Raw genomic sequence first — 23482 nt, forward strand, 5'->3', positions numbered from 1 at the left:
ATGGCATGGGGCAGGGGGACAGTTTATTATGCTGAAGCTGAAAGCGGATGCGCAGCCGGCAGCTGAGCCGGATAAGGTGCGCGGCGCGGCAGTCCGGATTGACGGGGTGTCAGCACCGAAGAACATCAAAATCGGGCTTGTTGCGGCCAGCTCCGGAACAGACAAGGCAAACAAGGCAAAAGCCTCTGCCGGCGCAACCGCAACCGCGGCGAAGGCCGCCAAATCCGCTAAACCTGCGGAGGTGAAGCCGCAAGCGGCTCCAAAGCCGCAGCAATTCGCACCGGTGCCTGCCGAAAACGGGTCTGCGCTGCCGAAGCTGGGTCTTGCGGCTGCCGGGCTGGCGGTGGCTGCTGCGATGCTCCTCTACTTTCAGTTTGGCGGCAGCGCGCCTGCGGAGGACGTACAGGTCGCGGCGCTGCAGGCTGACCGGCCTGCGGCAGAGGTTCCGGCAGGTGCCGCTGCAGCAGCGGGGCTCGAAGGCGCTGCAGCCGGCGGCGAGGATGCCCTGGTGGCGCGCATAACCGAAGGCACGCTGGCGGCGCTGCGCAGCAAACAGGGCACCCAGCCCTCGGCTGCCCCGGCCCCGGCTGCGGTAACCGCCGAAGGCTCTGCGCTTTACAAGATGGTGCTGACGGCCGCCGCACAGGGCCAGTCCGCGGCCTATATCGACCAGCTGGTGAACGGCGCCTATGAGCGGCAGGAAATCTCGGTCCCTGCCAGCCTGATCGGTGCTGACGGGCGGGTGGATACGGCCACGCTGCTGGCGTTGTTCGTCGGTAACTGAGCACTTTTACCGCGGCGGCCCGTGAAAGGTGCTGCCGTGCGGGCAGCAGTTTTGCCCGCGCACCATAATCAACAGCAAATCAGAACAACAGGCGCTGCCCGCCCATTCCGCGGACCAGGCGCCGATCACTTCCGGGGGGAACATGAAGACCTTTTTCGCTGCCGCTGCCATCGGGCTGTCCGGCCTTTTCGCCACGCCCGCCGTCGCTGAAACCTGCGGCGGCATTTATACCGTGCAATCCGGCGACAGCCTGTCGGTGATTGCCGACAAGCTTTACAAGGACGCGGGCAAGTGGAGCGCCATCCACAACCGCAACATTGACCAGATCGGCCCCAAGCCGGAGGCCATCCGTGTCGGCATGAAGCTGTCGCTGGCTTGCCTGGAAGGGCTGCCGCTGGGCCTGCCGGGCGGCAGGGAGATCTCTGCCGCTGCCCCCGCCGTTGCGGTGCCGGTCAAGGTGGCGCCGGGCAACGCGGCGGTGCGCCAGAAGATCAACCTGCTGACCGGGGACGACTATGCGCCCTTCACCTCCAAGGCCGCGCACAATGGCGGGCTGATCACCGAGGTGGTGAATGCGGCGATGGCTCAGGCCGCGCCTTCCGAAGGCTACGCGATCCACTGGGTCAACGACTGGTCCTCTCATTTCGACCCGCTGCTGTCCAACGCGCTTCTGGACCTGGGCTTCCCCTGGTACAAGCCCGACTGCGAAACCATGCCAGACAGCTACCGTTGCCAGAATTTCCACTTCTCTGAACCGATGTTCGAAACCCTGATGCTGCTGTTCGCGCATAAGGACCGGCCGTTTGTGTTCACCAGCGACAGCGATATCGAGGGCAAGACCCTGTGCCGCCCGGCGGGGTATCTGACCTTCGATCTGGATGAGCGCGGCCGCAACTGGATTGCCGACAAGAAGATCACCCTGAAGCAGCCGCACAAGGTGAAGGACTGCTTTGACATGGTGGCCGCAGGCGAGGCGGACGCGGTGGCGATCAACGAATTCACCGGCCGGAGCGTGATGAAGGAGGCGGGCATCGCCGACCAGTTCACCGTGCTGCCGCAGCCGCTGTCGGTGCTGGGCATCTATGTGGTGGTGCACAAGACCCATCCGCGCGCGGATGAGATGCTGGCGATGATCAACAAAGGCCTGCGGTCTATCCAGGAGGACGGTAGCTACCAGACCATCGTCGAAGACCACATGGCCCGGATCTGGGCCGGATTCTGAGGGAGGGGACGGCATGAAACGGCTTTTCTCGCGTCTCTTCCAGCTGGCCGCCCTGTTCACAATGGCGCCGGCCGCGGCCTGGGCGATCTGTGATGTGGACTATGTGGCGCAGCCCGGCGACACGCTGTTCTCCATCGCGGAAACCCACTATGGCGACCGCAACCGTTGGACCATGGTGTATTACCGCAACCAGAAACTGCTGGCGGGTGCCACGGTGCTGCCGGGCCGCAAATTGTTCATTCCCTGCCTCACCGGCGCCACCGCGCCGGATGCCACGCCGCTCAGGCAGGAGAAGGCGGAGCTGACGCTGCTCACCGGCAGCGGCTACGCACCTTTCACCGACCGCAGCCTGCCGGGGCAGGGCATGGTGACAGAGCTGATCAATGCGGCGCTGGAGCTGGCGCCGGCGCCGGTCAGCTACTCGGTCAGCTGGGAGGACGACTGGTCCAGGCACCTGTTCCCGATGCTCGACAAGAAAGAGTTCGATATGGGCTTCCCCTGGCTGAAACCCGACTGCGCGGCAGAGCCGGACAACGAGCGCTGTGCGAACTTTCACTTTTCCGAGCCGGTGATGATCATGCCCATCATGCTGTTTGTGCGGGCAGGCGGCGGCTTTGAATACGCCGAGGATTCCGATGTCGAAGGCAAGACATTATGCCGTCCGGCGGGGTATTTCACCCATGACCTGAACCGCCCGGATCGGCGCTGGCTGGACGCGGAAAAGATCACGCTGGTGCAGCCGGACACTCCGGCGGACTGCTTCCGTATGGTGGCAGAGGGGCAGGTGGACGCGGCGGCGGTGAACCTGTTCCTGGGTGCCAATACCATCGTGGCGGAGGACCTGCGCGACATCGTGGTGCCGCTGGAGAAACCGCTGTCGGAGGAAGGCCTGCATGTGGTGATTTCCAAGCGCCACTGGCGGGGCACCACGCATCTCTACCGGATCAATGCAGGGCTTCAAAACCTGCGCGACAGCGGCCGGTTCGAGGAGATCATGTCGCGCCATCTGGAATTGTTCTGGGCGCAGCTGCAATAACCGCCGGAGAGGTCAGGCCGTCAGCGTCCTGGCCTATTAAAAACCGTGAAAAGCCGCCTTCGCTTCTCCTGCCTTTACATCGCCGGGGGGATCCGGCCCGCCGGCAAGGCGCGCTGCATCAGCAGGTGTTCTGCCAGCACCGCATTTTCATGAAACGGCTCTTCGCCATCCGTCGCAGCTGCCGGTCCGGGGATCTCCCGGACAGGGCCGCCGACTTCCGGCTGCGGCGCATCCTGGGGTGCTCCTCCGGATTGTGTGGGGTGTTTCCGGCAGATCCGCTCTTGTCCGGTTTGCCGGAGCGGACAACGGGCCTGGCGGTCAGAAAACCGCGGTTCGGCTTGATAGGATCCGCACGTCCTGAAACTGGTGAAAACATCTCAGAGTGTCCCGCGAGGGGGCATTGATCCGTTCTTGAAGTGGTTTTGACACATCAGGCCTAAGGGCGTGTTAACCCATTGCGTCAGGGGAAAATGACGGGCTGCAGGCAACCGGGCTCCGGCCGCGGGTTAGCCGATGATGCGCTGCACTTTGGCATAGTTTGCTTCCGCGGCCAGAACGCTGACCGGCTTGGGGCCGGCCTGGCAGCCATTCATCAGATCCTGGTAGTAGGCATCCATGTCAAAGCCCTTTGCCGGGCGCTGCTCCAGCGCCTCAGCGCGGGCGGCTTCACGGGCCGGGCCGACATACTGGGTGGTCAGGGCGTCAGCAGAGGAGCCGGTCTGCACCGCATCCCGGCCGGGGGTCTGGTTGCTGCCATTGATCAGAGATGCATCAGGAAGCGCGCGGACTGCGGTTCCGGCGGCCGGTGCCTGCTGGCGGAGGGCCTGGCTCTGCTTCATGACGTTGTGGAAGCCGGCGGTGCTGGAAACTGCTGAAATCATCTGACTGACCTTTAGCTCTGTTCTTGAACTTCACTTTAGTAGAATTTGATACAATCTGGCCGGAAAGCTTTAAGGCTGGTTAACGAGGTGTTAACGCGGGCGGCCCGGATCTGCCGCCAGGGCTTGCGGCCCGCGCCGTTGCGCCAGAGAATGCGGCCCGGAAACCGCCGGAGGGGAAGGATGATTTCAGCAAGCCTTGAAACGCCCGTCGGGCCGCTGAGCGTGGCGGAGCGCGATGGCGCCATCGTGCGGCTGGACTGGACGGCTGAGGCCAGCGGGCAGTCAGCGCTGCTGTCGCGGGCGCTGGAACAGCTGCGCGCCTACTTCGCAGGGGAGCTGACGGCGTTCGACCTGCCGCTGCAAGTCGGCGGCTCGGACTTTCAGCGCGCCGTTTGTGATGCAATGCTGGCAATCCCCTTTGGCGAGACCCGCACCTATGGCGAAATAGCAAAGGATCTGGGGGCGCCCCCGCAGCCGGTCGGCAATGCCTGCGGCGGCAATCCGATTCCGGTGATTATCCCGTGCCACCGGGTGCTGAGCGCCTCCGGGCTTGGCGGGTTCTCCGGCAAAGGCGGGGTGGAGACCAAGGTGGCTTTGTTGAAACACGAAGGTGCCGCGGGCCTGCTGATCTGACCCTGGCGGGCACTCCTGTCGCTTCAGCTTCTTTAAGCTGCAACAATCCCGGGGTGTATGCCCCCAGTCGGGCAGCGGGACGGCCCCCTTGGGCCGTCAGGCATCAAGCCGTGGAAGATCTGCGCTGCCGTTCCGGCACTATCTGCTGCGCGATGCCGACAAACAGCAGGTAGACCGAGGTGACCACCAGCCCCCAATGGGCCCAGCTGGCCGGGTGGAAATCAACCCAGGCGGCCCAGCCGGCAAAGAAGGTCCAGGCCAGCGCCATCGGCAGCGACACCTTGCGCCAGCGCACAGTGCGCACCGGGTGGATGAATTTCAGCGGCAGGAACATGGCGATGGACAGCAATGTCACCAGCACCAGGCTGGTCCAATGGCTGGGCTCCAGCGCAAAGATCACCAGCACCGGCATGTTCCAGACCCCGGGATAGCCGGAAAAGGAGTTGTCCTTGGTCTTCATCCGGGTGTCGGCGTAATACATTGCGCTGCCGAAAGTGATCACGATGATGGCAAACCAGCCGGTCCAGCCCGCCATCAGCCCCGACTGGAAAAGGGCAAAGGCGGGAATGAAGACATAGGTCAGGTAGTCGATGATCAGGTCCAGCAGCACCCCGTCGAATTCCGGCGAGTAGCGCTTGACGTGATAGTGCCGCGCCAGCGGCCCGTCGATGCCGTCCACGGCAAAGGCCACCACCAGCCACAGGAACATCAGGCTCCATTTGCCTTCGGCGGCGGCCAGCATGGCCAGCATGGCAAAGACGGCGCCGGTAGCGGTGAGCAGGTGAACGGAGAGAGCGCGGATCTGAGGTGTCATTCGACCGTGATGGCGAATTTGCCCCGGACCCGCAACCGTTCAGTGCAGAATTGGGCGGAATTCCGTACCTGCCGACAGCTGAATGCGGGCCATGCGGCGGCCGTGCGGTGCCGGGTCGGTGATATCGGGCGAGGAAAACGGGGGGAGCGCGGGCATGTCGCGCTGCCACGGGTGCACATCAGGCGGCGGCGCAGGGGCGGCAGGGGCGCCATCGGCAAACAAAACGGCAAAGCCGGCAGGGGTCATGGCAGAATCCTTTCTGGATTGGTTTCCGCCATCTGGCCATCAGCGCCTTAACAGCGGCTTTCCCGCCGCCGTAAAAAATAGCGTGCATTTTATTCAACCTGAAGAGCCGGCCTTTCAGCCGCAGCAGCAGTCCCCCGTTTGCACCGGAGGGCAGGGGACGGTTCCGTAAGAGCAGAAAACGCAGCAATCGCCGGGTTTCGGCCGCAGCAGGGTGCGGCAGGCCGGGCATTCGTAAAACCACTGGCAGGCGTCCTGCGGCATCTCCTCCGCCGTTTCATGGCCGCAGCCGGGGCAGGTCAGGACGCTGGTCGGCACCGCTTGCGCGGTTTGTTCGTCAGGCATGGGCAGGCCTCCTTGCTGACAGCAAAGGCCGGCACGGGGCCCGGGTCAAGTCACGCTTTCGGATGGGCCTTGTTGTAAACCTCCAGCAGATGGGTTGTGTCCACTGCGGTATAGGCCTGGGTGGTCGACAGAGAGGCGTGGCCCAAAAGCTCCTGGATGGCGCGCAGATCGCCGCCTGCCTCCAGCAGATGGGTGGCGAAGCTGTGGCGCAGCGCATGCGGGGTGGCGGTGGCCGGCAGGCCCAGCTGGGCGCGGGTCTTGGCCATCACCCCCTGGATCTGGCGCGGATTCAGCGCCCCGCCGCGGACGCCGCGGAACAGCGGCGCCTCCGGTTCCTGCGGATGCGGGCAGAGGGACTGATACCGTTCCACCGCATCGCGGGCGGCTGGCAATACCGGCACCACCCGCTCCTTCTTGCCCTTGCCAAGGATGCGCAGAACCGGCGGCAGCGGCGCGTCGGCGCCCGTGAGCCCCAGCGCTTCGGAAATCCTGAGCCCGCAGCCATACAGAAGTGTCACCACTGCCACATCGCGGGCGGCCACCCAGTCCTGCTGTGATTGCAGCTCGACGGTTTCCAGAACCGCCTTGGCGGCCTCCGGCGCCAACGGGCGCGGCAGCTTCTTCTGGAACTTGGGGGAGCGTGCCAGCAGCACCGCAGCCGGCTCAAACCCTTCGCGCTCCGCCAGCCAGCGGTAGAAATTCTTGACCGCCGACAGCTTGCGCGCCAGCGACCGGGCGCCGGTGCCGGAGTTGCGCTCAGACGCCATCCAGGCCCGCATGTCCGAGGTGGTGATCCGCGCCAGCGCGCCCAGCCCCTGCGGTCCGCCGCTGTGCTGCGTCATGAAGGCCAGGAAGGCGGTGACGTCGCCGCGGTAGGCTGTCAGCGTGTTGGCGGAGGCATCCTCCAGCCCGCCCAAGCGCTCCAGCCACAGCTGCAGCGCATCACGACAGGCGGGGGAGATCAGGGTCATGACAGCCAGTAGCGCATCGAACGTTCGAAGACGCCGCCGAAGAAGGTTAAAAGATCGGTGCCCTGCATCGGCGAGAACTGATGGGGGTCCTCGGAGCCCATCACCAGCATGCCGGGCAGGCGGCCTTCGCCCAGGTCCAGCATCAGGCAAGCCTCGGAGCGGATCCACTCAGCCTTCATCCCATAGACCCGCGGGCTGCCGCCCTGGGTCTGGCGCAGGGTGACGGGCCGCTCGCTGCCGGGCTGGCCGGCATAGCTTTCGGTGAATCCGGGGCCTGCGAGTTTCAGCGCGCCGGACTTGCGCTCCACCTCGGCGCCGCCGGGCTGCGAGGTCTCCAGCACCAGCGCCAGCGCATGCACACGCAGGATCTCCGGCATGTCCTGCTCCAGGCAGGCGAGGAAGGCGGTGAAGTCCTGCGGCTCCAGCAGCCGCAGCACGGCGCGGTGGATCAGGTTGGTTCCGGCCAGGTTGTCATAGGCGGCGGCGATCACCGAGCGGTGGGTGTCCTCCAGCCGGTCCAGCCGCGCCGCCATCCGCTCCATCGCTATGCCGCGCAGGTCGACGACATTGGAGCCCATCGCGCGCTCATTGGCGGCAACCAGGGCGTTCATCAGGTGCTGATCTTCCAGCACCGCATCGGGTTTGGCGAGGATCGCCTCGCGCAGCTGGTCTTCCAGATTGGCTGAACTGCTCATGCGTGAAACTCTTGCGGCTCCGGACCTCTGACGGGTTTGGTCCCGTGTATAACACGGGATTTGCGCAATGCTGCGGAAAAATGCGGGCGTTGCGGAAATTGCCGCGCGGGGGAGGCTCCCGCCCGTCGCGGCGCATTGAAATGCCCGCTCCCGTTGGGCCGGGCGCCGGGCCCAAGCCGCTCCATGCGGCCCGGCGGCAGCCGGGGTGCCCGGCAGCGCGGGAGCGCTTGGTCCGCAGCAGTCCGCGTCCGCAAAGAAAAAGGCGCCCGGATCAGGGGCGCCTTCTGAGGTTTTCCCGGGGCACGCGGGATCAGAGGATCTTGATCTCGGCCGCCTTGATGTCGGCCAGGAAGGCATCCAGGCCCTTGTCGGTGAGCGGGTGGTTCACCATCGCCTTGATGACTGCGGGCGGTGCGGTGATCACGTCGGCGCCGATACGGGCCGAATCCAGCACGTGGTTCACCGAGCGGATCGAGGCCGCCAGGATCTGGGTCTCGAACCCGTAGTTGTCATAGATGGTGCGGATGTCCTCGATCAGCTCCATGCCGTCCAGGTTGATGTCATCCAGCCGCCCGATGAACGGGGAGATGAAGGTCGCGCCCGCCTTTGCGGCCAGCAGCGCCTGGTTGGCGGAGAAGCACAGGGTCACGTTCACCATGTGGCCGTCGTCGCTCAGGGTCTTACAGGCCTTCAGGCCGTCCCAGGTCAGCGGCACCTTCACCGCGATGTTCTCGGCGATCTCCACCAGCTTGCGGCCTTCGGCGATCATGGTCTCGGCATCCGTGGCGGTCACTTCCGCCGACACCGGCCCGTCAACCAGATCGCAGATCTCTTTGGTGACCTCGATGATGTCGCGGCCGGATTTCTTGATCAGCGACGGGTTGGTGGTGACACCGTCCACCATGCCCAGATCGTTCAGCTCGGCAATCGCGTCGATCTCGGCGGTATCTACGAAGAATTTCATGGGGCAGTCCTTTGGATGGGTTGGCCTCGGTCGCCCCAGCCTTTACCTCATGGATATACGGGCGGCAACATGGGCAGCGGCATGAGCGGGCAGGAGTTCTTTCAGGCAGGCGAACGGGTCGGGGTGCTGACGGCGCAACCCCTTGACCGGCTGCTGGATTACCGTGCGCCGGAGGGCGGCTGTTTCCTCGGCGCCTATGTCGAGGTGCCGCTGGGGCCGCGCAAGGTGCTAGGCGTGGTCTGGGGGCCGGGCGCGGGCGATTTCGATTCGGCCAAGCTGCGCGCCGTGATCCGGGTGCTGGATGTGGCGCCGATGCGCACCGAGATGCGCCAGTTCCTGGGCAAGGCCGCTGATTACACCCTGACCCCGATGTCCGCGATGCTGCGGCTTGCGACCCGCGCGCCGGGCCTCTCCGATCCGCCTTCGATGCGCAAGATCCTGCGCCGGGGCGACGGTGTGCCGGACCGGATGACCGACGCCCGCACCCGTGTGCTGGAGGTGCTGGAGGAGTACGGGGGGCTTGCCTTCACGCCCAAGGAGCTCGCCGACATGGCCGATGTCACGCCATCGGTGGTGAAGGGGCTGGTGAAACAGGGCGCCCTGCGCGAGGAGGAGGCGCCTCGCGATCTGCCCTATCCGCATCTGGATCCGGAACTGCCCTCTAAACAGCTGACGGAGGATCAGGCCAAGGCCGCCGCCGCGCTGGCCGAAGGTGTGCACAGCGGGCGCTACGGCACCACGCTGCTGAAGGGCGTCACCGGTTCCGGCAAGACCGAGGTCTATCTGGAGGCAGTCGCCGCGGCCCTGCGCGCCGGGCGGCAGGCGCTGGTGCTGCTGCCCGAGATTGCCCTGACCGCCGAATTCCTGACCCGTGTCGAAGCCCGGTTCGGTGCCAAACCGGCTGAGTGGCACTCCGGTGCCACCATGACCGAACGCCGCCGGGTCTGGAAAATGGTCGGGCAGGGGGCGGCGCAGCTGGTGATCGGCGCCCGTTCCGCGCTGTTTCTGCCGTTCCGCGACCTCGGGCTGATCATCGTCGATGAGGAGCACGACACTTCCTACAAGCAGGAGGACGGGGTTCTGTACAACGCCCGCGACATGGCGGTGCTGCGGGCGGCGATGTGCTCGGCGCAGGTGGTGCTGGCCTCCGCCACGCCGAGCCTCGAGACCTGGGCCAATGCCGAGGCGGGCAAGTACAACCGGCTGGATCTCACCTCCCGCTTCGGCGCCTCAGTTCTGCCGGACATGCGCGCGGTGGATATGCGCAGCGAAGACCTGCTGCCCTCGACCTGGATCTCGCCAACCCTGAAACAGGCGATGAAGCTGCGGCTGGAGCGCGGCGAGCAGTCGCTCCTGTTCCTGAACCGGCGCGGCTTTGCCCCGGTCACCATCTGCCGCGCCTGCGGCGCGCAGGTGGCATGCGACCATTGCGACGCGCGGATGGTGGAGCACCGCTTCATGAAGCGGCTGATGTGCCACCAGTGCGGCGAGACCAAACCGGTGCCGGAGGCCTGCCCCTCCTGCGAGGTGGAGGGCAAGATGGCCCCCGTCGGACCCGGCATCGAACGGCTGGCGGAAGAAGCCACGGCGCTGTTTCCCGAGGCGCGCATTGCGGTGCTCAGCTCCGACCTGTTCGGCTCCGCCCGCGCGCTGAAGCAGCGGATCGAGGAAATCGCCGCGGGCGAGGCCGATATCATCCTTGGCACCCAACTGGTCGCCAAGGGCCACAACTTCCCGCTCTTAACGCTGGTGGGGGTGATTGACGCTGACCTTGGCCTGCAAGGCTCCGACCTGCGCGCGGCAGAGCGGACCTTTCAGCTGATGCGCCAGGTGGCAGGCCGGGCAGGCCGCGCCGAACGCCCGGGCGAAGCCTTGATGCAGACCTTCCAGCCCGAACACCCGGTGATCCGCGCGATCCTGTCGGGGGATGAGGAAAGCTTCTGGAAGGCCGAAGCCGCAGAGCGGCAGGCGGCAGGCGTACCGCCTTACGGAAGAATGGCCGGGATCATCCTGTCGGGGCCGGATCTGGCGGCGGTCTTTGACCTCGGCAATGCAATGGCCCGCAACGACGGCCCGCTGCGCCAGATCGGCGCCCAGCTGTTCGGCCCGGCGCCGGCCCCCATCGCCCGCGTCCGCGGCCGCCACCGGGTGCGTCTGCTGGTCAAGGCCCCCAAAGGCGTGCCGTTGCAGGAGGCGCTGGCCCGCTGGACCGCGCCGCTGCGCCTGAAAGGCGATCTGCGCCTCAGCATCGATATCGACCCGCAGAGATTTTTCTGAGACTGGGCAGGGGGCTTTGCCCCCGGCCAGCGGCCTCCCCCGGGGTACTTCTGACCAGAAAGAAGCAGCCTTCTACTTGCCGGAAATATCCCGGAGCGCGAGGCAGAGCCTCGCATGATGTCCTCTGCGCGCTGGTGCGGAGCTTAATGTGCAGGCGGGTTTTCCCCCTCGCCAGACCGGCGGAACAGGCGTAAACCCTTGCTCATGTTCAAACCGATGCCCCTTTCCGAGGCCCAGGGCCTCCCGTTCTGGCGCCGCCCGGTAACGCTTTTGTTCCTGATGGCGCTGGCAATGCCGATTGCCTTCAACACCTGGAGCGCGCTGCTCAACAACTTCGTGATCGAAGCCGCCAATTTCGACGGCGCAGACATCGGTCTGTTGCACACGGTGCGCGAGATCCCGGGCTTCCTGGCCGTTGGTGTGATTGCCGTGATCCTGTTCGTGCGCGAGCAGGTGCTGGGGCTGATCTCCCTGGTGCTGCTGGGCGTGGCCACTGCCGTCACCGCCTGGTTCCCGTCTCTCGGCGGGCTGCTGATGGTGACGCTGCTCAGCTCAATCGGTTTCCACTACTATGAAACGGTGAACCAGTCGCTGCAGCTGCAGTGGCTGCCCAAGGACCGCGCACCGCAGACGCTGGGCTGGCTGGTGGCGGCCGGGTCGGCGGCGACGCTGGTGGTCTACGGGTTGATCGTGCTGACCTGGGAAAGCCTGGGCCTCAGCTATAACACCGTGTTCCTGGCCGCAGGCGGGCTGACTGCTGCCATCGCTCTGTTTGCACTGCTGGCCTATCCGCAGTTCGATGCACCGCATCCGCAGACCAAGAAACTGATCCTGCGTAAGCGGTATTGGCTCTATTACGCGCTGCAGTTCATGGCCGGCGCCCGGCGGCAGATTTTCGTGGTCTTTGCAGGCTTCATGATGGTCGAGAAATTCGGCTTCGAGGTGCATGAACTGACCGGGCTTTACCTGATCAACCTGGTGATCAACATGACCGTGGCGCCGGTGCTGGGCAAGGCCGTGGCCGCCTTTGGCGAGCGCCGCACGCTGATTTTCGAATACGCAGGCCTGGCCATCGTCTTTGCGGCCTATGGTGGCATCTACTGGTTCGGCTGGGGCGTCGCGATCGCCGCGGTGCTTTATATCGTCGACCATGTGCTGTTTGCGCTGGCGCTGGCGCTCAAGACCTATTTCCAGAAAATCGCCGACCCGGGCGACATCGCCCCCACCGCTGCCGTGGCCTTTACCATCAACCATATCGCCGCAGTGTTCCTGCCGGTGCTTCTGGGCCTCCTCTGGGTTTACGAGCCGGGTCTGGTCTTTGCCCTGGCAGCCGCAATGGCGCTGGTGTCGCTGTCCCTGTCGCTGCTGATCCCGCGCCACCCGGAGCCGGGCAACGAAACCATCTTCAGCAAATACGCCCGCCCCGCGCCGGCTGAATGACCCTTCCGCCCCGCCAAGGGGCGGAGCGCCCGCGCATGAGCTAAGCGCGGGCGCTGCCTGGCTTGCAGCCAGGCTGGGGTGCTTGACGCGGGAGGCGCGGCAGCCTAGGCGCTTGGCAACAGTTTCAGGAGCAATGCCATGCCCACATTCACCGCCCTCACCACGCTCACCGCAAAAGCCCAGGCCGAAGCGCTGGGCGAAGCCATGGAGCGGCTGAACCCGGAACCGACCGGCATCGGCGTTTTCGAGATGGAAGACGGCTCCGGCCTGTGGGAAGTGGGCGGCTATTTCACCGAAGCCCCCGATCAGGCAGGCCTCGCGCTGCTGGCCGCGATGCACGGAGCCAAGCCCTTTGTTGTGTCCGAGGTGCCGGAAACCGACTGGGTCGCCCATGTCCGCCGCGAACTGGCCCCGGTCGAGGCCGGCCGCTTCTTCGTCTACGGCTCCCATGACGCGGACAAGGTCCCGGCGGACAAGATCCCGCTGCTGATCGAGGCGGCAATGGCATTCGGTACCGGCCACCACGGCACCACGCTGGGCTGTCTCAAGGCGCTGGACCATCTGCTGGACCAGGGCTTTTGTGGCGAGAAGGTGGCCGACATCGGTTGCGGCACCGCGGTGCTGGCAATGGCTGCGGCGCGGGTCTGGGACGGCACCATCCTGGCCAGCGACATCGACGAGGTGGCGGTCGAAGTGGCCGAGGCCAACCTCAAGGCCAACGGCATGGAGGGCCAGGTCACCTGCCTGGAGGCGGCCGGTTTCGACAACCCTGACTTGCAGGCGCAGGCGCCCTACGACCTGATCTTTGCCAATATTCTGAAGGGGCCGCTGGTTGCCCTGGCCCCCGATCTGACCGCGAATCTGCGTCCCGGCGGCTATGCGATTCTCTCCGGAATCCTGAACGAGCAGGCCGATGATGTGGTCAGCGTTTATGCACAGAACGGCGCCAATCCGGAGCGCCGGGACGAAATTGGTGAATGGACAACGTTACTTCTCCGTAAAGCGGGCTGATTGAAGCAAGTTTATGTCAAATTTGAGTGGCTTGCCCCATTTTTGCCCCATTTTTAGCCAATCATGGGCCATCCGCTGGTGGGGGCCAGTTCGGAGACTAGTGATGGGCGAACATCGTGATCAGTTCCAGTCGCGTTTGAAGCATATCAACCGCAAACATACCGCCATGGCCGAAGGCTTTTCCGCGAAGATGAGGCCGGACGGGCTCTTGGTGATTCAGCCTCGCCGGGTGCAATCCCGGATCTCGGCCCGCACCGTGGCGTTCTTTGCCGCGGCGTTTCTGCTGTTCAAGGGCTTCCTGATGGCAGCGCTGGGGTTTGGCAGCTATGACGAGCGGGTCAGGACGCTGGCAGAGGGCAGCGTTCTTGAGCGCGCAGGTGCCTTCGTCATGCAGGCTGACCCTGCTTCCGTTTACATCGCTCAGAAAATCGGACCGGTGCTGCGCTGACCGCAGCGCTGTCCGGAAAGAAACAGTGAAAGGCCGCTGCCTGGGGGGCAGCGGCTTTTCCATGCCCGCTGCCGGCAATGCCGCCCGGGCAATAAAAAACGCCGCGGCCTGTTCAGGTCCGCGGCGTTTCCCCATTCGCCCCGAGGGAGGAGGCAGGGCGGAATTTAGGGGTGTCTCAGAAGACGGTTTTGCCGGTGGCGACGCCTTCGATGTCACCGCGGCACATGCCGATGTCGGCCAGCTCACGGTCGGACAGGCCGTTCAGCGCATTGCGGGTTGCGCGGGCGTCGCTCCAGGCGGCGAATGCGCCGGCGGCAGTGGCGAACAGATCGCCGAAACGGCCAAACAGGCCGGTGGAACCATAGGTGGTGCGGGTGGTATCAAATGCGGCCATATCCGTGTCCTCTGATTAGCTGTTAGCATCCGTCGCGTCATTGCGATGGCCGGCATTTAGTGGCGGAAAACCGGCGCAGCAAGGCATGAAATTGCATGTGTCATATGCGCTGCGTGCATAGCTGTTTGCCTTGTAAACAAGGGGGTTGCGGCCGCGGCCCGAACCGGAGCGAAAATGTCGCTCACGCCTCTGAAAAGGGTCGCTTCCAGGCCTCAATTGCGGCGGTTCCAGCTGCCGGCGGCTGTGAAAGCAATTGGACATGTTCGCCTTTTGTGCTAACCGTGAAAAAAATAATTCTGAACCAGCGGGCAGGGACCGAGCACATCATGCGGATTTTGGGAATTGATCCGGGGTTGCGGAACCTTGGATGGGGCGTGATCGAATCGCGCGGCACCCGGTTGAGTCATGTTGCCAATGGTGTCTGCACCTCTGATGGCGACGATCTGGGCGAGCGGCTTCTGTCGCTGCACAATCAGGTCTCCGAGATCATCGAAGAGTTCGCACCGGACCAGGCGGCGATCGAACAGACCTTCGTGAACAAGGACGGCGCCGGCACGCTGAAGCTGGGCCAGGCGCGCGGTGTGGCGCTGCTGACGCTGGCCAAGGCGGGGCTGGCGGTGGGTGAATACGCCCCGAACCGGGTCAAGAAAACCGTGGTGGGCGTGGGCCACGCCGAGAAGGAGCAGGTGATGCATATGGTTAAGCTGCAGTTGCCGGGCTGCCTGCCCAAGAACGCCGATGCGGCGGATGCGCTGGCGATTGCCATCTGCCACGCCTATTACGGCGGCACGCAGCAGCGGCAGCTGAGGGAGAAACGCGCATGATGGGCCTGCTGGCATGATTGGGAAACTGACGGGCCGCCTCGACTACCGGGCGCAGGACCACGTGCTGATCGACGTGCGCGGGGTCGGCTATATCGTCTATTGCTCCGACCGCACCATGGCGGCGCTGCCGGGGGTGGGGGAGGCCATCGCGCTTTATACCGACATGGTGGTGCGCGAGGATCTGATGCAGCTCTATGGCTTCACGTCGCTGGTGGAGAAGGAATGGCACCGGCTGCTGACCTCTGTGCAGGGGGTGGGGGCCAAGGTGTCGCTGGCCATTCTTGGCGCGCTGGGGCCGGATGGGGTCAGCCGGGCCATTGCCTTGGGTGATTGGGCCTCGGTCAAGGCCGCCAAGGGCGTCGGCCCCAAGACCGCGCAGCGCATCGTGCTGGACCTCAAGGACAAGGCGCCCGGCGTGATGGCGATGGGCGGTACCGTCGTGGACGCGATGGACGGCCCGGGGCTGGAGGTGGTCGAGGAGATTGATCCCGCGCCCGCGGCCAAACCTGCCCGCAAGGCGCCGCCGAAGAAACCCAGCGGCGCAGCTGCGGCCTCTGCCGGGGCGCTGTCTGCGCTGGGGAATCTGGGCTATGGCCCTTCGGACGCTGCCGCCGCGGTGGCGGAGGCCGCAGCGACGTACCCGGATGCGGATGAGCCGGAACTGATCCGCGCCGCCCTGCGGCTGCTGGCGCCGAAGGGGTGATTAAGTTGTTGCGGATATTGGATGTCCCACCCGGCCGAGAGGCCGGGCAGCGCCCGTCCCGCCCCCTACGGGGCGGGCGCTTCGCTTCCTGCCCCGCCGGGACGGGCGCTGCCCTTACTGCGTTACTCCTAGTTGCGGAAACACTGACATGATTGACGCCGACCCCGCCCTGCGCCCCGAGCCGCTGCCCGAAGACAACGACCGCGCCTTGCGCCCGCAGGGTCTTGGCGAGTTCATCGGCCAGGCCGAAGCCCGCGCCAACCTGCGCGTCTTCATCGAATCCGCCCGCCGCCGCGGCGAGGCGATGGACCACACGCTGTTCCACGGGCCTCCCGGCCTTGGCAAGACCACTCTGGCGCAGATCGTTGCCCGCGAACTGGGGGTGAACTTCCGCATGACCTCCGGCCCGGTGCTGGCCAAGGCAGGTGACCTGGCGGCAATCCTCACCAACCTCGAAGCCCGCGACGTCTTGTTCATCGACGAGATCCACCGGCTGAACCCTGCGGTGGAGGAGGTGCTCTATCCGGCGATGGAGGATTTCGAGCTGGATCTGGTGATCGGCGAAGGCCCGGCGGCCCGCACCGTCCGGATCGAGCTGCAGCCCTTCACCCTCGTCGGAGCTACCACCCGCATGGGGCTCTTGACCACACCGCTGCGCGACCGTTTCGGCATCCCGACCCGGCTGCAGTTCTACACCATTGATGAACTCTTTGAGATCGTCAGCCGCAACGCCCGCAAACTGGGCGCCCCCGCCGATGACGCCGGCGCCCGCGAAATCGCGCGGCGCGCCCGCGGCACCCCCAGGATCGCCGGGCGGCTCCTGCGCCGCGTGGTGGACTTCGCGGTTGTGGAGGGCGATGGCACCATCACCCGGGAGCTGGCCGACGGTGCCTTGACGCGGCTGGGGGTGGATCAGCTGGGGCTGGACGGTGCCGACCGCCGCTATCTGAAACTGATCGCTGAAAACTACGGCGGCGGGCCGGTGGGGATCGAGACGATTTCGGCAGCCCTCAGCGAAAGCCGCGACGCGCTGGAGGAGGTGATCGAGCCTTACCTGCTGCAGCAGGGGCTGATCCAGCGCACGCCGCGCGGGCGGATGCTGGCGCAAAAGGCCTGGACCCATCTGGGAATGGCACCGCCGCGCAGCCAGAACGACCTGTTCGGGTAGAACCGGCGTTCGCTGACCTATTATGTGCGCGCTGCGCGGCTGCGCGACGTGGCCTCCGGCGGGGTTATTTCAGGCAAAAGGAAGACGGGTAGACGCTGCTTCAGTGGCGCCGGGCCCAAGGCTGGTTGCGGCGGCCTGGCGCAACCAGGAGGCCGGACAGGCGCGGGAGCCCCCCTTGCCGCCGCGCGGCGCAGGCGGCATAGACGGGGCAGGATCAAGGAGACGCCAATGACCGCCCAGCTGCCAGACCTGACGCCGGAGCAGATCGAAGACCTGTTCACCCGCAATGACGGTTCATATGCCTTTGCCCGCTGGGGGCGGCCGGTGGCGCCGATTGTGTTCGGGGTGCAGGATGAGACCCTGAAAACCATCAAGGGCGCGCTGGAGGCGGTAATGACGCTGGCGGGCCATCAGATGGCCGAGACTGATCCGGAACTGGGGTCGAACCTGATGTTCTTCTTCTTCCGCGGCTGGGACGAGCTGCTGGAGGTGCCGGACCTGGACCGGCTGATCCCGGGACTGGCGCCTCTTGTCGCCCGGCTGAAGGAGGCGGACGCCAGCCAGTACCGCGCGTTCCGCTTTGACGATCAGGGCGGCATCAAGGCGGCTTTTGTGTTCCTGCAGATGAAGGGCGCAATGGCGCAGATGCCGGCCGAGACGCTGGCGCTCACCCAAGCGGTGCAGGTGGCGCTGATGTGGGGCGATGGAGCCTTTGCCGAGGCCTCGCCGCTGGCGGTGCTGCCGGAGACCGGCGCCACCATCCTGCGGCCGGAAGTCGCCGGGGTGATTGCGGCTGCCTATGACCGGATGATGCCGGTTGCGGCCGAGGACAAATCCCACGCGCTGCGCCTGTTCGCGCGGCTGCAGGCGCCGGCGGAACCGCCGCAGTCCTGATGCGGTCCTTCGTCGGCCTGCCGCTGCCCGATGCAGCCCTGGATGCGCTGGAACATGTGCAGGAGGGGCTGACTGCAGGGCGGCACGTCCCGGCCGGGAACATGCACCTGACGCTGGCCTTTCTGGATGACCAGCCGGAGGCCGTACTGCAGGCGCTGCACCAGGTGCTGGCGGAGATCAGTGCGCCGCCTGTGCAGCTGACCTTCCGCGGGCTGGATACCTATGGCGGCAAGCTGCCGCGGGTGCTGGCGGCGGAGGTGCAGAAGACGCCGGAGCTGAGCCGTCTGCGCGACCGTGTCCGCGCTGCCTGCCGGTCGGCCGGGATTGAGCTGTCCCGCGAACGGTTCCGGCCGCATGTGACCCTCGGGCGTTTTCCCCGGCATCTGGAGGCGGGGCAGGTGCAGAAGATTGCCCGTTTTCTGTCAGGAGTGGCGGATTTCAAGCTGGAGTGCGAAGCAGACAGTTTCGCACTGTTCCAATCCACGCTGGCACCAGAGGGCGCGCGCTATGATGTGCTGGCGGAGTACACGCTCCGCCAGGAATTTTCGAATTAGGAAGATAGATGATTTCTTTGGGGTTTTTGCCGGAACTGATCGGCGGCATTCTAGCTTTTGCATTGGTTTGGTGCTTTCTTTCCTGGGCTCCGCTGTTCCGGCAGGCGGCAGGCATGAAGCGTGAGAGGGTTGTTGAAGAAGCGGTGCAAAAGTCCCGCCCGTTTCGCAGAGTCGCGGTCTGTCTGCTGATCCTGGCAATCGGGTGGGTGCTGGCAGGTCGAGCGCTCAGCGCCTGGCAGTTTCAGCTTCTTTGCGGTGTTGGTGCGGTTTCGGGCTCCATATCCTTTTGGATTGCGGGCCGTGAGATATGGCAGTGGCGCGAGGGTGACGGAGGCGAAGGCCTTGGAGCGGAAAAGCTCAAGGTCGCGCTCCAAGCCGTGGGGCTGATTGTGCTGGGGCTTCTACTGAATAGGACAGGATTATTGTGACGGAAATGAACCACCAATTCCCCGTCCGGGTCTATTACGAGGACACCGACATGGGCGGGATCGTCTATCACGCCAATTACCTGCGCTTCATCGAGCGCGCCCGCAGCGACTGGGTGCGCGGCATCGGGGTGGATCAGAACGCCATGCGCGAGGGCGGGCTGCTCTATGTGGTGCGCCGGATCGAGGCGGACTACCTGGCGCCTGCCAAGTTTGACGAGGAGCTGCTGGTCACCACCTCCATGCACTCTGTCACCCCGGCCCGGATGGTGCTGATTCAGGAGGTCACCCGCGATGGCGTGCCGCTGTTCCGCGCCCAGGTCACCATCGTCTGCATCACCACGGGCGGCAAACCGGCCCGGCTGCCGGCAGAGATTCGCGCATTGCGGTAACATTTGGCGCTGAACCGCCTGTTTTGTTGGCCTTTGCCATTGAACTGCGCTAGCGTCTTGCCAAATAAGGCCGGATAAACGGCCGGGACATCTATAGAGCAGGCTAATGGAAGCAGAAACTCTGGCGCTGGCGCAGGAGATTGATTTCTCCATGTGGGGCCTTTTCGCGCGGGCCACCGTGACCGTGAAACTGGTGATGCTGATGCTGGTGGGGGCCTCGATCTGGTCCTGGGCGATCATCATCCAGAAAACCATCAACTACCGTCTTGCCCGCAAGGAAGCGGATGCCTTTGACCGGGCGTTCTGGTCCGGCAATCCGCTGGATGAGCTGTTCGAGCGGCTGGGAGGCGAACCCTCGGGCCAGGCGGCGCGGATCTTCTCTGCCGGTATGAGCGAGTGGCGCCGCAGCCACCGCAGCGACGGCGGGCTGATCCCCGGCGCGCAGGCGCGTATCGACCGATCGATGGATGTCGCCATTGCCAAGGAAACCGAAGGCCTGCAGGGCGGGCTGTCGGTGCTGGCGACCGTTGGCTCCACCGCGCCTTTCGTGGGCCTGTTCGGCACCGTCTGGGGCATCATGACTGCCTTCATCGAGATTGCCGAGCAGCAGAACACCAACCTGGCCGTTGTGGCGCCGGGTATTGCCGAGGCGCTGATGGCGACCGGCCTGGGCCTGCTGGCGGCAATTCCGGCGGTGGTTTTCTACAACAAGCTGAGCGCGGACAGCGACCGCATCATCGGCGGCTACGAGGCCTTTGCCGATGAGTTCGCCACCATCCTCAGCCGCCAGCTGGATTCCTGAGGCCATGGGTGCCGCAGTCCAGCAGCCTTCGGGCGGCGGCGACCGCCGCCGGGGCCGCCGCCGCCGCCGCGGCCGGCCGATGTCGGAAATCAACGTGACGCCCTTTGTGGACGTCATGCTGGTGCTTCTGATCATCTTCATGGTGGCGGCGCCGTTGATGACCGTGGGCGTGCCGGTGGAATTGCCCAAGACCGCAGCCGGAGCCTTGCCGGGCGATGAGGAAGAGCCGCTGACCGTCACCATGACCGCCGAGGGCGGGGTCGAGATCCAGACCACGCCGGTGGCGCGCGACGAGCTGGTGCCCAAACTGCGGGCGATTGCGGCAGAGCGGAGTTCGGACCGGGTGTTTCTGCGCGCCGACGGCAAGATCGCCTATGCCGACGTGATGCAAGTGATGGGCGCGCTGAATGCGGGCGGTTTTTCCAACGTGGGGCTGGTCACCGACACAGGCGGCCCGGCGCTGGACGGGCGGCAGGGCGCAGGGCAATAGGCGGGGACGCGGACGGTGCAGACCGGAACCAGGATCTCACTTGCCGGGCACGGATTGCTGATGGGATGGGTCGTCTTTGGCGCCTGGTTCCCGTCCGAACCCTTGCCGTCCAACGTGCAGCAGGTGGCGCTGATCTCCTCCGAGCAGTTCGAGAAGCTGAGCCAGCAGCGTGAGGCGCCGCAGGTGGCGCCTGAACCTGCGCCGTTGAATGAGCCCGCCGTGGTGCAGCCCGCACCGGAGCCTGCCCCGCAACCGGACCCGGAGCCGGAGATCACCCGGCCTGAGCCTGTTAAACCGGCCGAGCCGGATCCGCAGGTAACCGAGCTGCCGGAGCCGCAACCCGAACCCGAGGTGCCGATTGAGCTGCCGTCTGCGGCGGAAGAGCCGGATGTGGCCTCGCTGGTGCCGCAGCTGCGTCCCGAAACCGCGCCGCGCCCGGTCGACCGGGTGGCGCCGGAACCGGTTGCGCCGCCGGAGCCGGACACGAAGATCGATGACATCGTCCAGCCCGAGGTCGCGCCGGAAGAAGGTGCCGAGACCGAGCAGGAGGTGCAGGAAGCCACCGCGCGCGAGGCTGCCAGCGACCGGATCGTGACCGAGGAGAACGAGGGCGAGGATGTCGCAGCCTCTGCCGCGCCGGCCGTGTCGAAACGGCCCAAGACCCGGCCCGCCCGGCCCCAGCCGGAGCCGGAACCGCAAGTGACCGAAGCAGCCCAGCCCGCCGAACCGGCAGAGACGCAGCAGGCGGACACTGCCGATGCGGTTGCCGATGCGCTGGCCGAGGCGCTGGCAGGCGGCGCCGATGTGGAGGCGCCGGAATCCTCCGGCCCGCCGCTGACGCTGGGAGAAAAGGACGCGCTGCGGGTCGAGGTCTCGCGCTGCTGGAACGTCGGCTCCCTGTCCACCGATGCGTTGAAGACCACCGTGGTTGTTAGCGTATCGCTGTCTCAGGACGGCACCCCGGACACCGGGTCAATCCGGATGCTGTCCAGCACCGGCGGCTCTTCCACGGCGGCGAAACAGGCCTATGAGGCGGCCCGGCGGGCGATTATCCGCTGCGGGTCCTCAGGCTTTCAGCTTCCCCCTGAAAAATATTCGCAATGGCGCGATATTGAGATGACATTCAATCCCGAAAGGATGCGGATCAAATGAGGAAAATACTGGCAGCCCTTCTGATCGGTGCCGCAGCAGCGGCAGGCGCGGGCGCGGCCATGGCTCAGGATGGCCCGCTTCGCATCGAGATCGACCAGGGCGTGATCGAGCCCTTGCCCTATGCGGTGCCGGATTTCGTGCCGGAAACTCCGGCAGCGGCGGAATATGCCGCACAGATCGCGCGGGTGATTGCGGCGGATCTGAGCGGCACCGGCCTGTTCCGGGAAGTGCCGGCCAGCGCCCATATTTCCAAGATCACGGGGTTCGACAACCCGGTGAAATATGCCGACTGGAAGGCGGTGAATGCCCAAGCGCTGATCACCGGCGCGGTCAGCGTCAACGGCAACCAGCTGACGGTGCGCTTCCGCGGCCATGACGTGTTTGCCGAAAAGGAGCTGGGCACCGGGCTGCAGTTTAACGGCACCACCGACGGCTGGCGCCGGATGGCGCATAAGGTGGCGGATGCGATCTACAGCCGGATCACCGGCGAAAGCGGCTATTTCGACAGCCGGGTGGTCTATGTCTCCGAAAGCGGCCCCAAGAACGACCGCCGCAAGCGGCTGGCGGTGATGGATTACGACGGCGCCAATGTGCAGTACCTGACCAACAGCGCCTCCATCGTTCTGGCGCCGCGGTTCTCGCCCACCGGCGACCGGGTGCTTTACACCAGCTATGAGAGCGGCTTTCCGCAGATCCATGTGCTGGACGTGGGCCAGGTGCAGCGCAAGGTGCTGTCCAGCGGTGACGGCACCATGAGCTTTGCGCCGCGGTTTGCGCCGGACGGGCGCACGATTGTCTACTCGCAGACCCAGGGCGGCAACACCGACCTGTTCTCGATGGATATCAACACCGGCGCCAAGACCCGGCTGACTTCGGCCCCCTCGATCGAAACCGCGCCGTCCTTCTCGCCGGACGGCAGCCAGATCGTGTTCGAAAGCGACCGCTCCGGCAGCCAGCAGCTCTATGTGATGCCGGCAGGCGGCGGCGAGGCGCGGCGGATCAGTTTCGGGCAGGGGCGCTATGGCACCCCCGTGTGGTCGCCGCGCGGTGACATGGTTGCCTTTACCAAGCAGAACAAGGGCCGCTTCCACATCGGCGTCATGCGCACCGACGGCAGCGAGGAGCGGCTGCTGACCGCCTCCTTCCTGGATGAGGGCCCGACCTGGGCGCCCAACGGAAGGGTGATCATGTTCACCCGCGAGAGCCAAGGCAGCGCCGGGCGGGCACTGCTGTATTCGGTGGACATCACCGGGCGGAACCTGAAACCTGTGAAAACACCGGACGGGGCCTCGGACCCGGCCTGGTCTCCATTGCAGAATTAATTGAATCGATAAGGCGGGGATACCCGCATGGAACCTGATCCGGGCATATGTTAACTTCCGGGCAAGAAACGCAAAAGGAATAGGCAGACGACATGAGCGGTTTGAAAATGGCAATTGCGGCTGTTGCCGTCCTGGGCCTTGCGGCCTGCAGCAACAACCGGTGGGATGACACGGCCAACGGCGGTGCCGGCGCAGGCGGCGGCGCGGGGGCAGGGGCCTTGGAGCCGGCAAGCCCGGCCTATTTCCAGCAGACCGTCGGCGACCGGGTGCTGTTTGCAGTGGACCAGTCCAACCTGTCGCCCGAAGCGCAGGGCATCCTGCAGGGCCAGGCGCGCTGGCTGACCCAGAACGCCGATTACGTCGTTACCATCGAAGGCCATGCCGATGAGCAGGGCACCCGCGAATACAACCTGGCCCTGGGCGCCCGCCGCGCCAATGCCGCGCGGGAATACCTGATCTCGCAAGGCGTTGCAGGCCACCGCCTGAAAGTCGTCAGCTTTGGCAAGGAGCGCCCGCTGGAGATCTGCTCGGAAGAAGCCTGCTACGCCAAGAATCGCCGCGCGGTCACCGTGCTGGCCGGCGGGCTGACGGGGTAAGG

General features: G+C 65.5%; 28 protein-coding genes. 20 read left to right on the forward strand and 8 right to left on the reverse strand.

The window, feature by feature from the left end; genetic code table 11:
- The first annotated feature begins 28 nt into the window (after positions 1–28).
- The 3 genes from AC58NV_RS08160 (at position 29) to AC58NV_RS08170 (ending at position 3042) form a co-directional block, all read left to right on the forward strand.
- Positions 29–784, forward strand: coding sequence for a hypothetical protein (locus AC58NV_RS08160; protein ID WP_497226683.1), 756 nt, complete (start codon positions 29–31; stop codon positions 782–784).
- 142 nt (positions 785–926) lie between these two features.
- Positions 927–2006, forward strand: coding sequence for a peptidoglycan-binding protein LysM (locus AC58NV_RS08165; RefSeq protein WP_497226684.1), 1080 nt, complete (start codon positions 927–929; stop codon positions 2004–2006).
- Between the two features lie 13 nt (positions 2007–2019).
- Positions 2020–3042: an ABC transporter substrate-binding protein gene (locus AC58NV_RS08170; RefSeq protein ID WP_497226685.1), complete on the forward strand. Its 1023-nt coding sequence runs from the start codon at positions 2020–2022 to the stop codon at positions 3040–3042.
- A gap of 506 nt (positions 3043–3548) precedes the next feature.
- Here AC58NV_RS08170 and AC58NV_RS08175 read toward each other — a convergent pair.
- Positions 3549–3923: a hypothetical protein gene (locus tag AC58NV_RS08175; RefSeq protein ID WP_497226686.1), complete on the reverse strand. Its 375-nt coding sequence runs from the start codon at positions 3921–3923 to the stop codon at positions 3549–3551.
- 180 nt (positions 3924–4103) lie between these two features.
- Here AC58NV_RS08175 and AC58NV_RS08180 point away from each other — a divergent pair, with 180 nt between their 5' ends.
- Complete coding sequence (locus AC58NV_RS08180) at positions 4104–4556, forward strand: methylated-DNA--[protein]-cysteine S-methyltransferase (RefSeq protein ID WP_497226687.1); 453 nt, start codon at positions 4104–4106, stop codon at positions 4554–4556.
- Positions 4557–4659: 103 nt separating this feature from the next.
- On the opposite strand, the gene AC58NV_RS08185 is transcribed toward AC58NV_RS08180, so the two are convergent.
- From AC58NV_RS08185 to fsa, 6 genes are all read right to left on the reverse strand, one after another.
- Positions 4660–5370 carry a CDP-alcohol phosphatidyltransferase family protein gene (locus AC58NV_RS08185; RefSeq protein WP_366661034.1) on the reverse strand — a complete coding sequence of 237 codons (711 nt, stop codon included), beginning with the start codon at positions 5368–5370 and terminating at the stop codon, positions 4660–4662.
- Positions 5371–5409: 39 nt separating this feature from the next.
- Positions 5410–5616, reverse strand: a complete 207-nt coding sequence (locus AC58NV_RS08190; RefSeq protein WP_497226688.1) for a hypothetical protein — start codon at positions 5614–5616, stop codon at positions 5410–5412.
- 114 nt (positions 5617–5730) lie between these two features.
- Positions 5731–5958, reverse strand: coding sequence for a GDCCVxC domain-containing (seleno)protein (locus AC58NV_RS08195; RefSeq protein ID WP_497226689.1), 228 nt, complete (start codon positions 5956–5958; stop codon positions 5731–5733).
- 50 nt (positions 5959–6008) lie between these two features.
- Entirely contained in the window at positions 6009–6929 is a 921-nt protein-coding gene (locus AC58NV_RS08200) for a tyrosine recombinase XerC (protein WP_497226690.1), read from the reverse strand.
- Positions 6926–7624: a DUF484 family protein gene (locus tag AC58NV_RS08205; protein WP_497226691.1), complete on the reverse strand. Its 699-nt coding sequence runs from the start codon at positions 7622–7624 to the stop codon at positions 6926–6928. The genes AC58NV_RS08200 and AC58NV_RS08205 overlap by 4 nt, the downstream gene beginning before the upstream one ends.
- A 310-nt stretch (positions 7625–7934) precedes the next feature.
- On the reverse strand, positions 7935–8588 hold the full coding sequence (gene fsa, locus AC58NV_RS08210) for a fructose-6-phosphate aldolase (protein WP_039183490.1): 654 nt from the start codon (positions 8586–8588) through the stop codon (positions 7935–7937).
- A gap of 81 nt (positions 8589–8669) precedes the next feature.
- Between fsa and AC58NV_RS08215 the strand changes: the two genes are divergently transcribed.
- The 4 genes from AC58NV_RS08215 (at position 8670) to AC58NV_RS08230 (ending at position 13764) form a co-directional block, all read left to right on the forward strand.
- Positions 8670–10865: a primosomal protein N' gene (locus AC58NV_RS08215; RefSeq protein ID WP_497226692.1), complete on the forward strand. Its 2196-nt coding sequence runs from the start codon at positions 8670–8672 to the stop codon at positions 10863–10865.
- 204 nt (positions 10866–11069) lie between these two features.
- On the forward strand, positions 11070–12305 hold the full coding sequence (locus AC58NV_RS08220) for an MFS transporter (RefSeq protein WP_366661028.1): 1236 nt from the start codon (positions 11070–11072) through the stop codon (positions 12303–12305).
- Between the two features lie 138 nt (positions 12306–12443).
- Entirely contained in the window at positions 12444–13316 is an 873-nt protein-coding gene (locus AC58NV_RS08225; RefSeq protein WP_497226693.1) for a 50S ribosomal protein L11 methyltransferase, read from the forward strand.
- Positions 13317–13419: 103 nt separating this feature from the next.
- Positions 13420–13764, forward strand: coding sequence for a hypothetical protein (locus AC58NV_RS08230; RefSeq protein WP_497226694.1), 345 nt, complete (start codon positions 13420–13422; stop codon positions 13762–13764).
- Positions 13765–13939: 175 nt separating this feature from the next.
- Here the strand turns inward: AC58NV_RS08230 and AC58NV_RS08235 are convergent, their stop codons facing one another.
- Positions 13940–14158: a DUF1127 domain-containing protein gene (locus AC58NV_RS08235; RefSeq protein ID WP_366661025.1), complete on the reverse strand. Its 219-nt coding sequence runs from the start codon at positions 14156–14158 to the stop codon at positions 13940–13942.
- A 326-nt stretch (positions 14159–14484) separates the two neighbouring features.
- Between AC58NV_RS08235 and ruvC the strand changes: the two genes are divergently transcribed.
- The 12 genes from ruvC (at position 14485) to pal (ending at position 23480) form a co-directional block, all read left to right on the forward strand.
- Positions 14485–14982 (forward strand): crossover junction endodeoxyribonuclease RuvC, encoded by a 498-nt coding sequence (gene ruvC / locus AC58NV_RS08240; RefSeq protein ID WP_497226695.1) that lies wholly within the window; start codon positions 14485–14487, stop codon positions 14980–14982.
- A 13-nt stretch (positions 14983–14995) separates the two neighbouring features.
- Positions 14996–15685, forward strand: coding sequence for a Holliday junction branch migration protein RuvA (gene ruvA / locus AC58NV_RS08245; protein WP_497226696.1), 690 nt, complete (start codon positions 14996–14998; stop codon positions 15683–15685).
- Between the two features lie 148 nt (positions 15686–15833).
- Positions 15834–16853 (forward strand): Holliday junction branch migration DNA helicase RuvB, encoded by a 1020-nt coding sequence (gene ruvB, locus AC58NV_RS08250; RefSeq protein ID WP_174147629.1) that lies wholly within the window; start codon positions 15834–15836, stop codon positions 16851–16853.
- Between the two features lie 228 nt (positions 16854–17081).
- Complete coding sequence (locus AC58NV_RS08255) at positions 17082–17747, forward strand: hypothetical protein (protein WP_497226697.1); 666 nt, start codon at positions 17082–17084, stop codon at positions 17745–17747.
- Positions 17747–18301 (forward strand): RNA 2',3'-cyclic phosphodiesterase, encoded by a 555-nt coding sequence (gene thpR, locus AC58NV_RS08260; protein WP_497226698.1) that lies wholly within the window; start codon positions 17747–17749, stop codon positions 18299–18301. Before AC58NV_RS08255 ends, thpR begins: the two co-directional genes overlap by 1 nt.
- An 8-nt stretch (positions 18302–18309) precedes the next feature.
- Positions 18310–18729 carry a hypothetical protein gene (locus tag AC58NV_RS08265; protein WP_497226699.1) on the forward strand — a complete coding sequence of 140 codons (420 nt, stop codon included), beginning with the start codon at positions 18310–18312 and terminating at the stop codon, positions 18727–18729.
- A 5-nt stretch (positions 18730–18734) separates the two neighbouring features.
- A complete protein-coding gene (ybgC, locus tag AC58NV_RS08270; protein ID WP_497226700.1) occupies positions 18735–19118 on the forward strand; it encodes a tol-pal system-associated acyl-CoA thioesterase in 384 nt (127 codons plus the stop codon).
- A gap of 106 nt (positions 19119–19224) precedes the next feature.
- Positions 19225–19920 carry a protein TolQ gene (gene tolQ / locus AC58NV_RS08275; RefSeq protein ID WP_497226701.1) on the forward strand — a complete coding sequence of 232 codons (696 nt, stop codon included), beginning with the start codon at positions 19225–19227 and terminating at the stop codon, positions 19918–19920.
- A 4-nt stretch (positions 19921–19924) separates the two neighbouring features.
- A complete protein-coding gene (gene tolR / locus AC58NV_RS08280; RefSeq protein WP_366661019.1) occupies positions 19925–20410 on the forward strand; it encodes a protein TolR in 486 nt (161 codons plus the stop codon).
- 15 nt (positions 20411–20425) lie between these two features.
- Positions 20426–21562, forward strand: coding sequence for a cell envelope integrity protein TolA (gene tolA / locus AC58NV_RS08285; protein ID WP_497226702.1), 1137 nt, complete (start codon positions 20426–20428; stop codon positions 21560–21562).
- A complete protein-coding gene (gene tolB, locus AC58NV_RS08290) occupies positions 21559–22884 on the forward strand; it encodes a Tol-Pal system beta propeller repeat protein TolB (protein ID WP_497226703.1) in 1326 nt (441 codons plus the stop codon). Before tolA ends, tolB begins: the two co-directional genes overlap by 4 nt.
- 92 nt (positions 22885–22976) lie before the next feature.
- Positions 22977–23480 (forward strand): peptidoglycan-associated lipoprotein Pal, encoded by a 504-nt coding sequence (gene pal / locus AC58NV_RS08295; RefSeq protein ID WP_497226704.1) that lies wholly within the window; start codon positions 22977–22979, stop codon positions 23478–23480.
- Positions 23481–23482 lie beyond the last annotated feature (2 nt).

The organism is Leisingera sp. ANG49, from assembly GCF_059694505.1.

Coding starts and splice junctions, on each gene's coding strand:
- tolQ (WP_497226701.1), top strand. CDS start 19,225: ATGGAAGCAGAAACTCTGGCGCTGGCGCAGGAGATTGATTTCTCCATG.
- AC58NV_RS08265 (WP_497226699.1), top strand. CDS start 18,310: ATGATTTCTTTGGGGTTTTTGCCGGAACTGATCGGCGGCATTCTAGCT.
- AC58NV_RS08165 (WP_497226684.1), top strand. CDS start 927: ATGAAGACCTTTTTCGCTGCCGCTGCCATCGGGCTGTCCGGCCTTTTC.
- ruvA (WP_497226696.1), top strand. CDS start 14,996: ATGATTGGGAAACTGACGGGCCGCCTCGACTACCGGGCGCAGGACCAC.
- pal (WP_497226704.1), top strand. CDS start 22,977: ATGAGCGGTTTGAAAATGGCAATTGCGGCTGTTGCCGTCCTGGGCCTT.
- AC58NV_RS08200 (WP_497226690.1), bottom strand. CDS start 6,929: ATGACCCTGATCTCCCCCGCCTGTCGTGATGCGCTGCAGCTGTGGCTG.
- AC58NV_RS08180 (WP_497226687.1), top strand. CDS start 4,104: ATGATTTCAGCAAGCCTTGAAACGCCCGTCGGGCCGCTGAGCGTGGCG.
- AC58NV_RS08215 (WP_497226692.1), top strand. CDS start 8,670: ATGAGCGGGCAGGAGTTCTTTCAGGCAGGCGAACGGGTCGGGGTGCTG.
- AC58NV_RS08230 (WP_497226694.1), top strand. CDS start 13,420: ATGGGCGAACATCGTGATCAGTTCCAGTCGCGTTTGAAGCATATCAAC.
- AC58NV_RS08175 (WP_497226686.1), bottom strand. CDS start 3,923: ATGATTTCAGCAGTTTCCAGCACCGCCGGCTTCCACAACGTCATGAAG.
- AC58NV_RS08220 (WP_366661028.1), top strand. CDS start 11,070: ATGTTCAAACCGATGCCCCTTTCCGAGGCCCAGGGCCTCCCGTTCTGG.
- AC58NV_RS08205 (WP_497226691.1), bottom strand. CDS start 7,624: ATGAGCAGTTCAGCCAATCTGGAAGACCAGCTGCGCGAGGCGATCCTC.
- AC58NV_RS08195 (WP_497226689.1), bottom strand. CDS start 5,958: ATGCCTGACGAACAAACCGCGCAAGCGGTGCCGACCAGCGTCCTGACC.
- AC58NV_RS08185 (WP_366661034.1), bottom strand. CDS start 5,370: ATGACACCTCAGATCCGCGCTCTCTCCGTTCACCTGCTCACCGCTACC.
- AC58NV_RS08255 (WP_497226697.1), top strand. CDS start 17,082: ATGACCGCCCAGCTGCCAGACCTGACGCCGGAGCAGATCGAAGACCTG.
- ruvC (WP_497226695.1), top strand. CDS start 14,485: ATGCGGATTTTGGGAATTGATCCGGGGTTGCGGAACCTTGGATGGGGC.
- tolR (WP_366661019.1), top strand. CDS start 19,925: ATGGGTGCCGCAGTCCAGCAGCCTTCGGGCGGCGGCGACCGCCGCCGG.
- AC58NV_RS08170 (WP_497226685.1), top strand. CDS start 2,020: ATGAAACGGCTTTTCTCGCGTCTCTTCCAGCTGGCCGCCCTGTTCACA.
- AC58NV_RS08225 (WP_497226693.1), top strand. CDS start 12,444: ATGCCCACATTCACCGCCCTCACCACGCTCACCGCAAAAGCCCAGGCC.
- tolB (WP_497226703.1), top strand. CDS start 21,559: ATGAGGAAAATACTGGCAGCCCTTCTGATCGGTGCCGCAGCAGCGGCA.
- fsa (WP_039183490.1), bottom strand. CDS start 8,588: ATGAAATTCTTCGTAGATACCGCCGAGATCGACGCGATTGCCGAGCTG.
- AC58NV_RS08235 (WP_366661025.1), bottom strand. CDS start 14,158: ATGGCCGCATTTGATACCACCCGCACCACCTATGGTTCCACCGGCCTG.
- AC58NV_RS08190 (WP_497226688.1), bottom strand. CDS start 5,616: ATGACCCCTGCCGGCTTTGCCGTTTTGTTTGCCGATGGCGCCCCTGCC.
- thpR (WP_497226698.1), top strand. CDS start 17,747: ATGCGGTCCTTCGTCGGCCTGCCGCTGCCCGATGCAGCCCTGGATGCG.
- AC58NV_RS08160 (WP_497226683.1), top strand. CDS start 29: ATGCTGAAGCTGAAAGCGGATGCGCAGCCGGCAGCTGAGCCGGATAAG.
- ruvB (WP_174147629.1), top strand. CDS start 15,834: ATGATTGACGCCGACCCCGCCCTGCGCCCCGAGCCGCTGCCCGAAGAC.
- ybgC (WP_497226700.1), top strand. CDS start 18,735: ATGAACCACCAATTCCCCGTCCGGGTCTATTACGAGGACACCGACATG.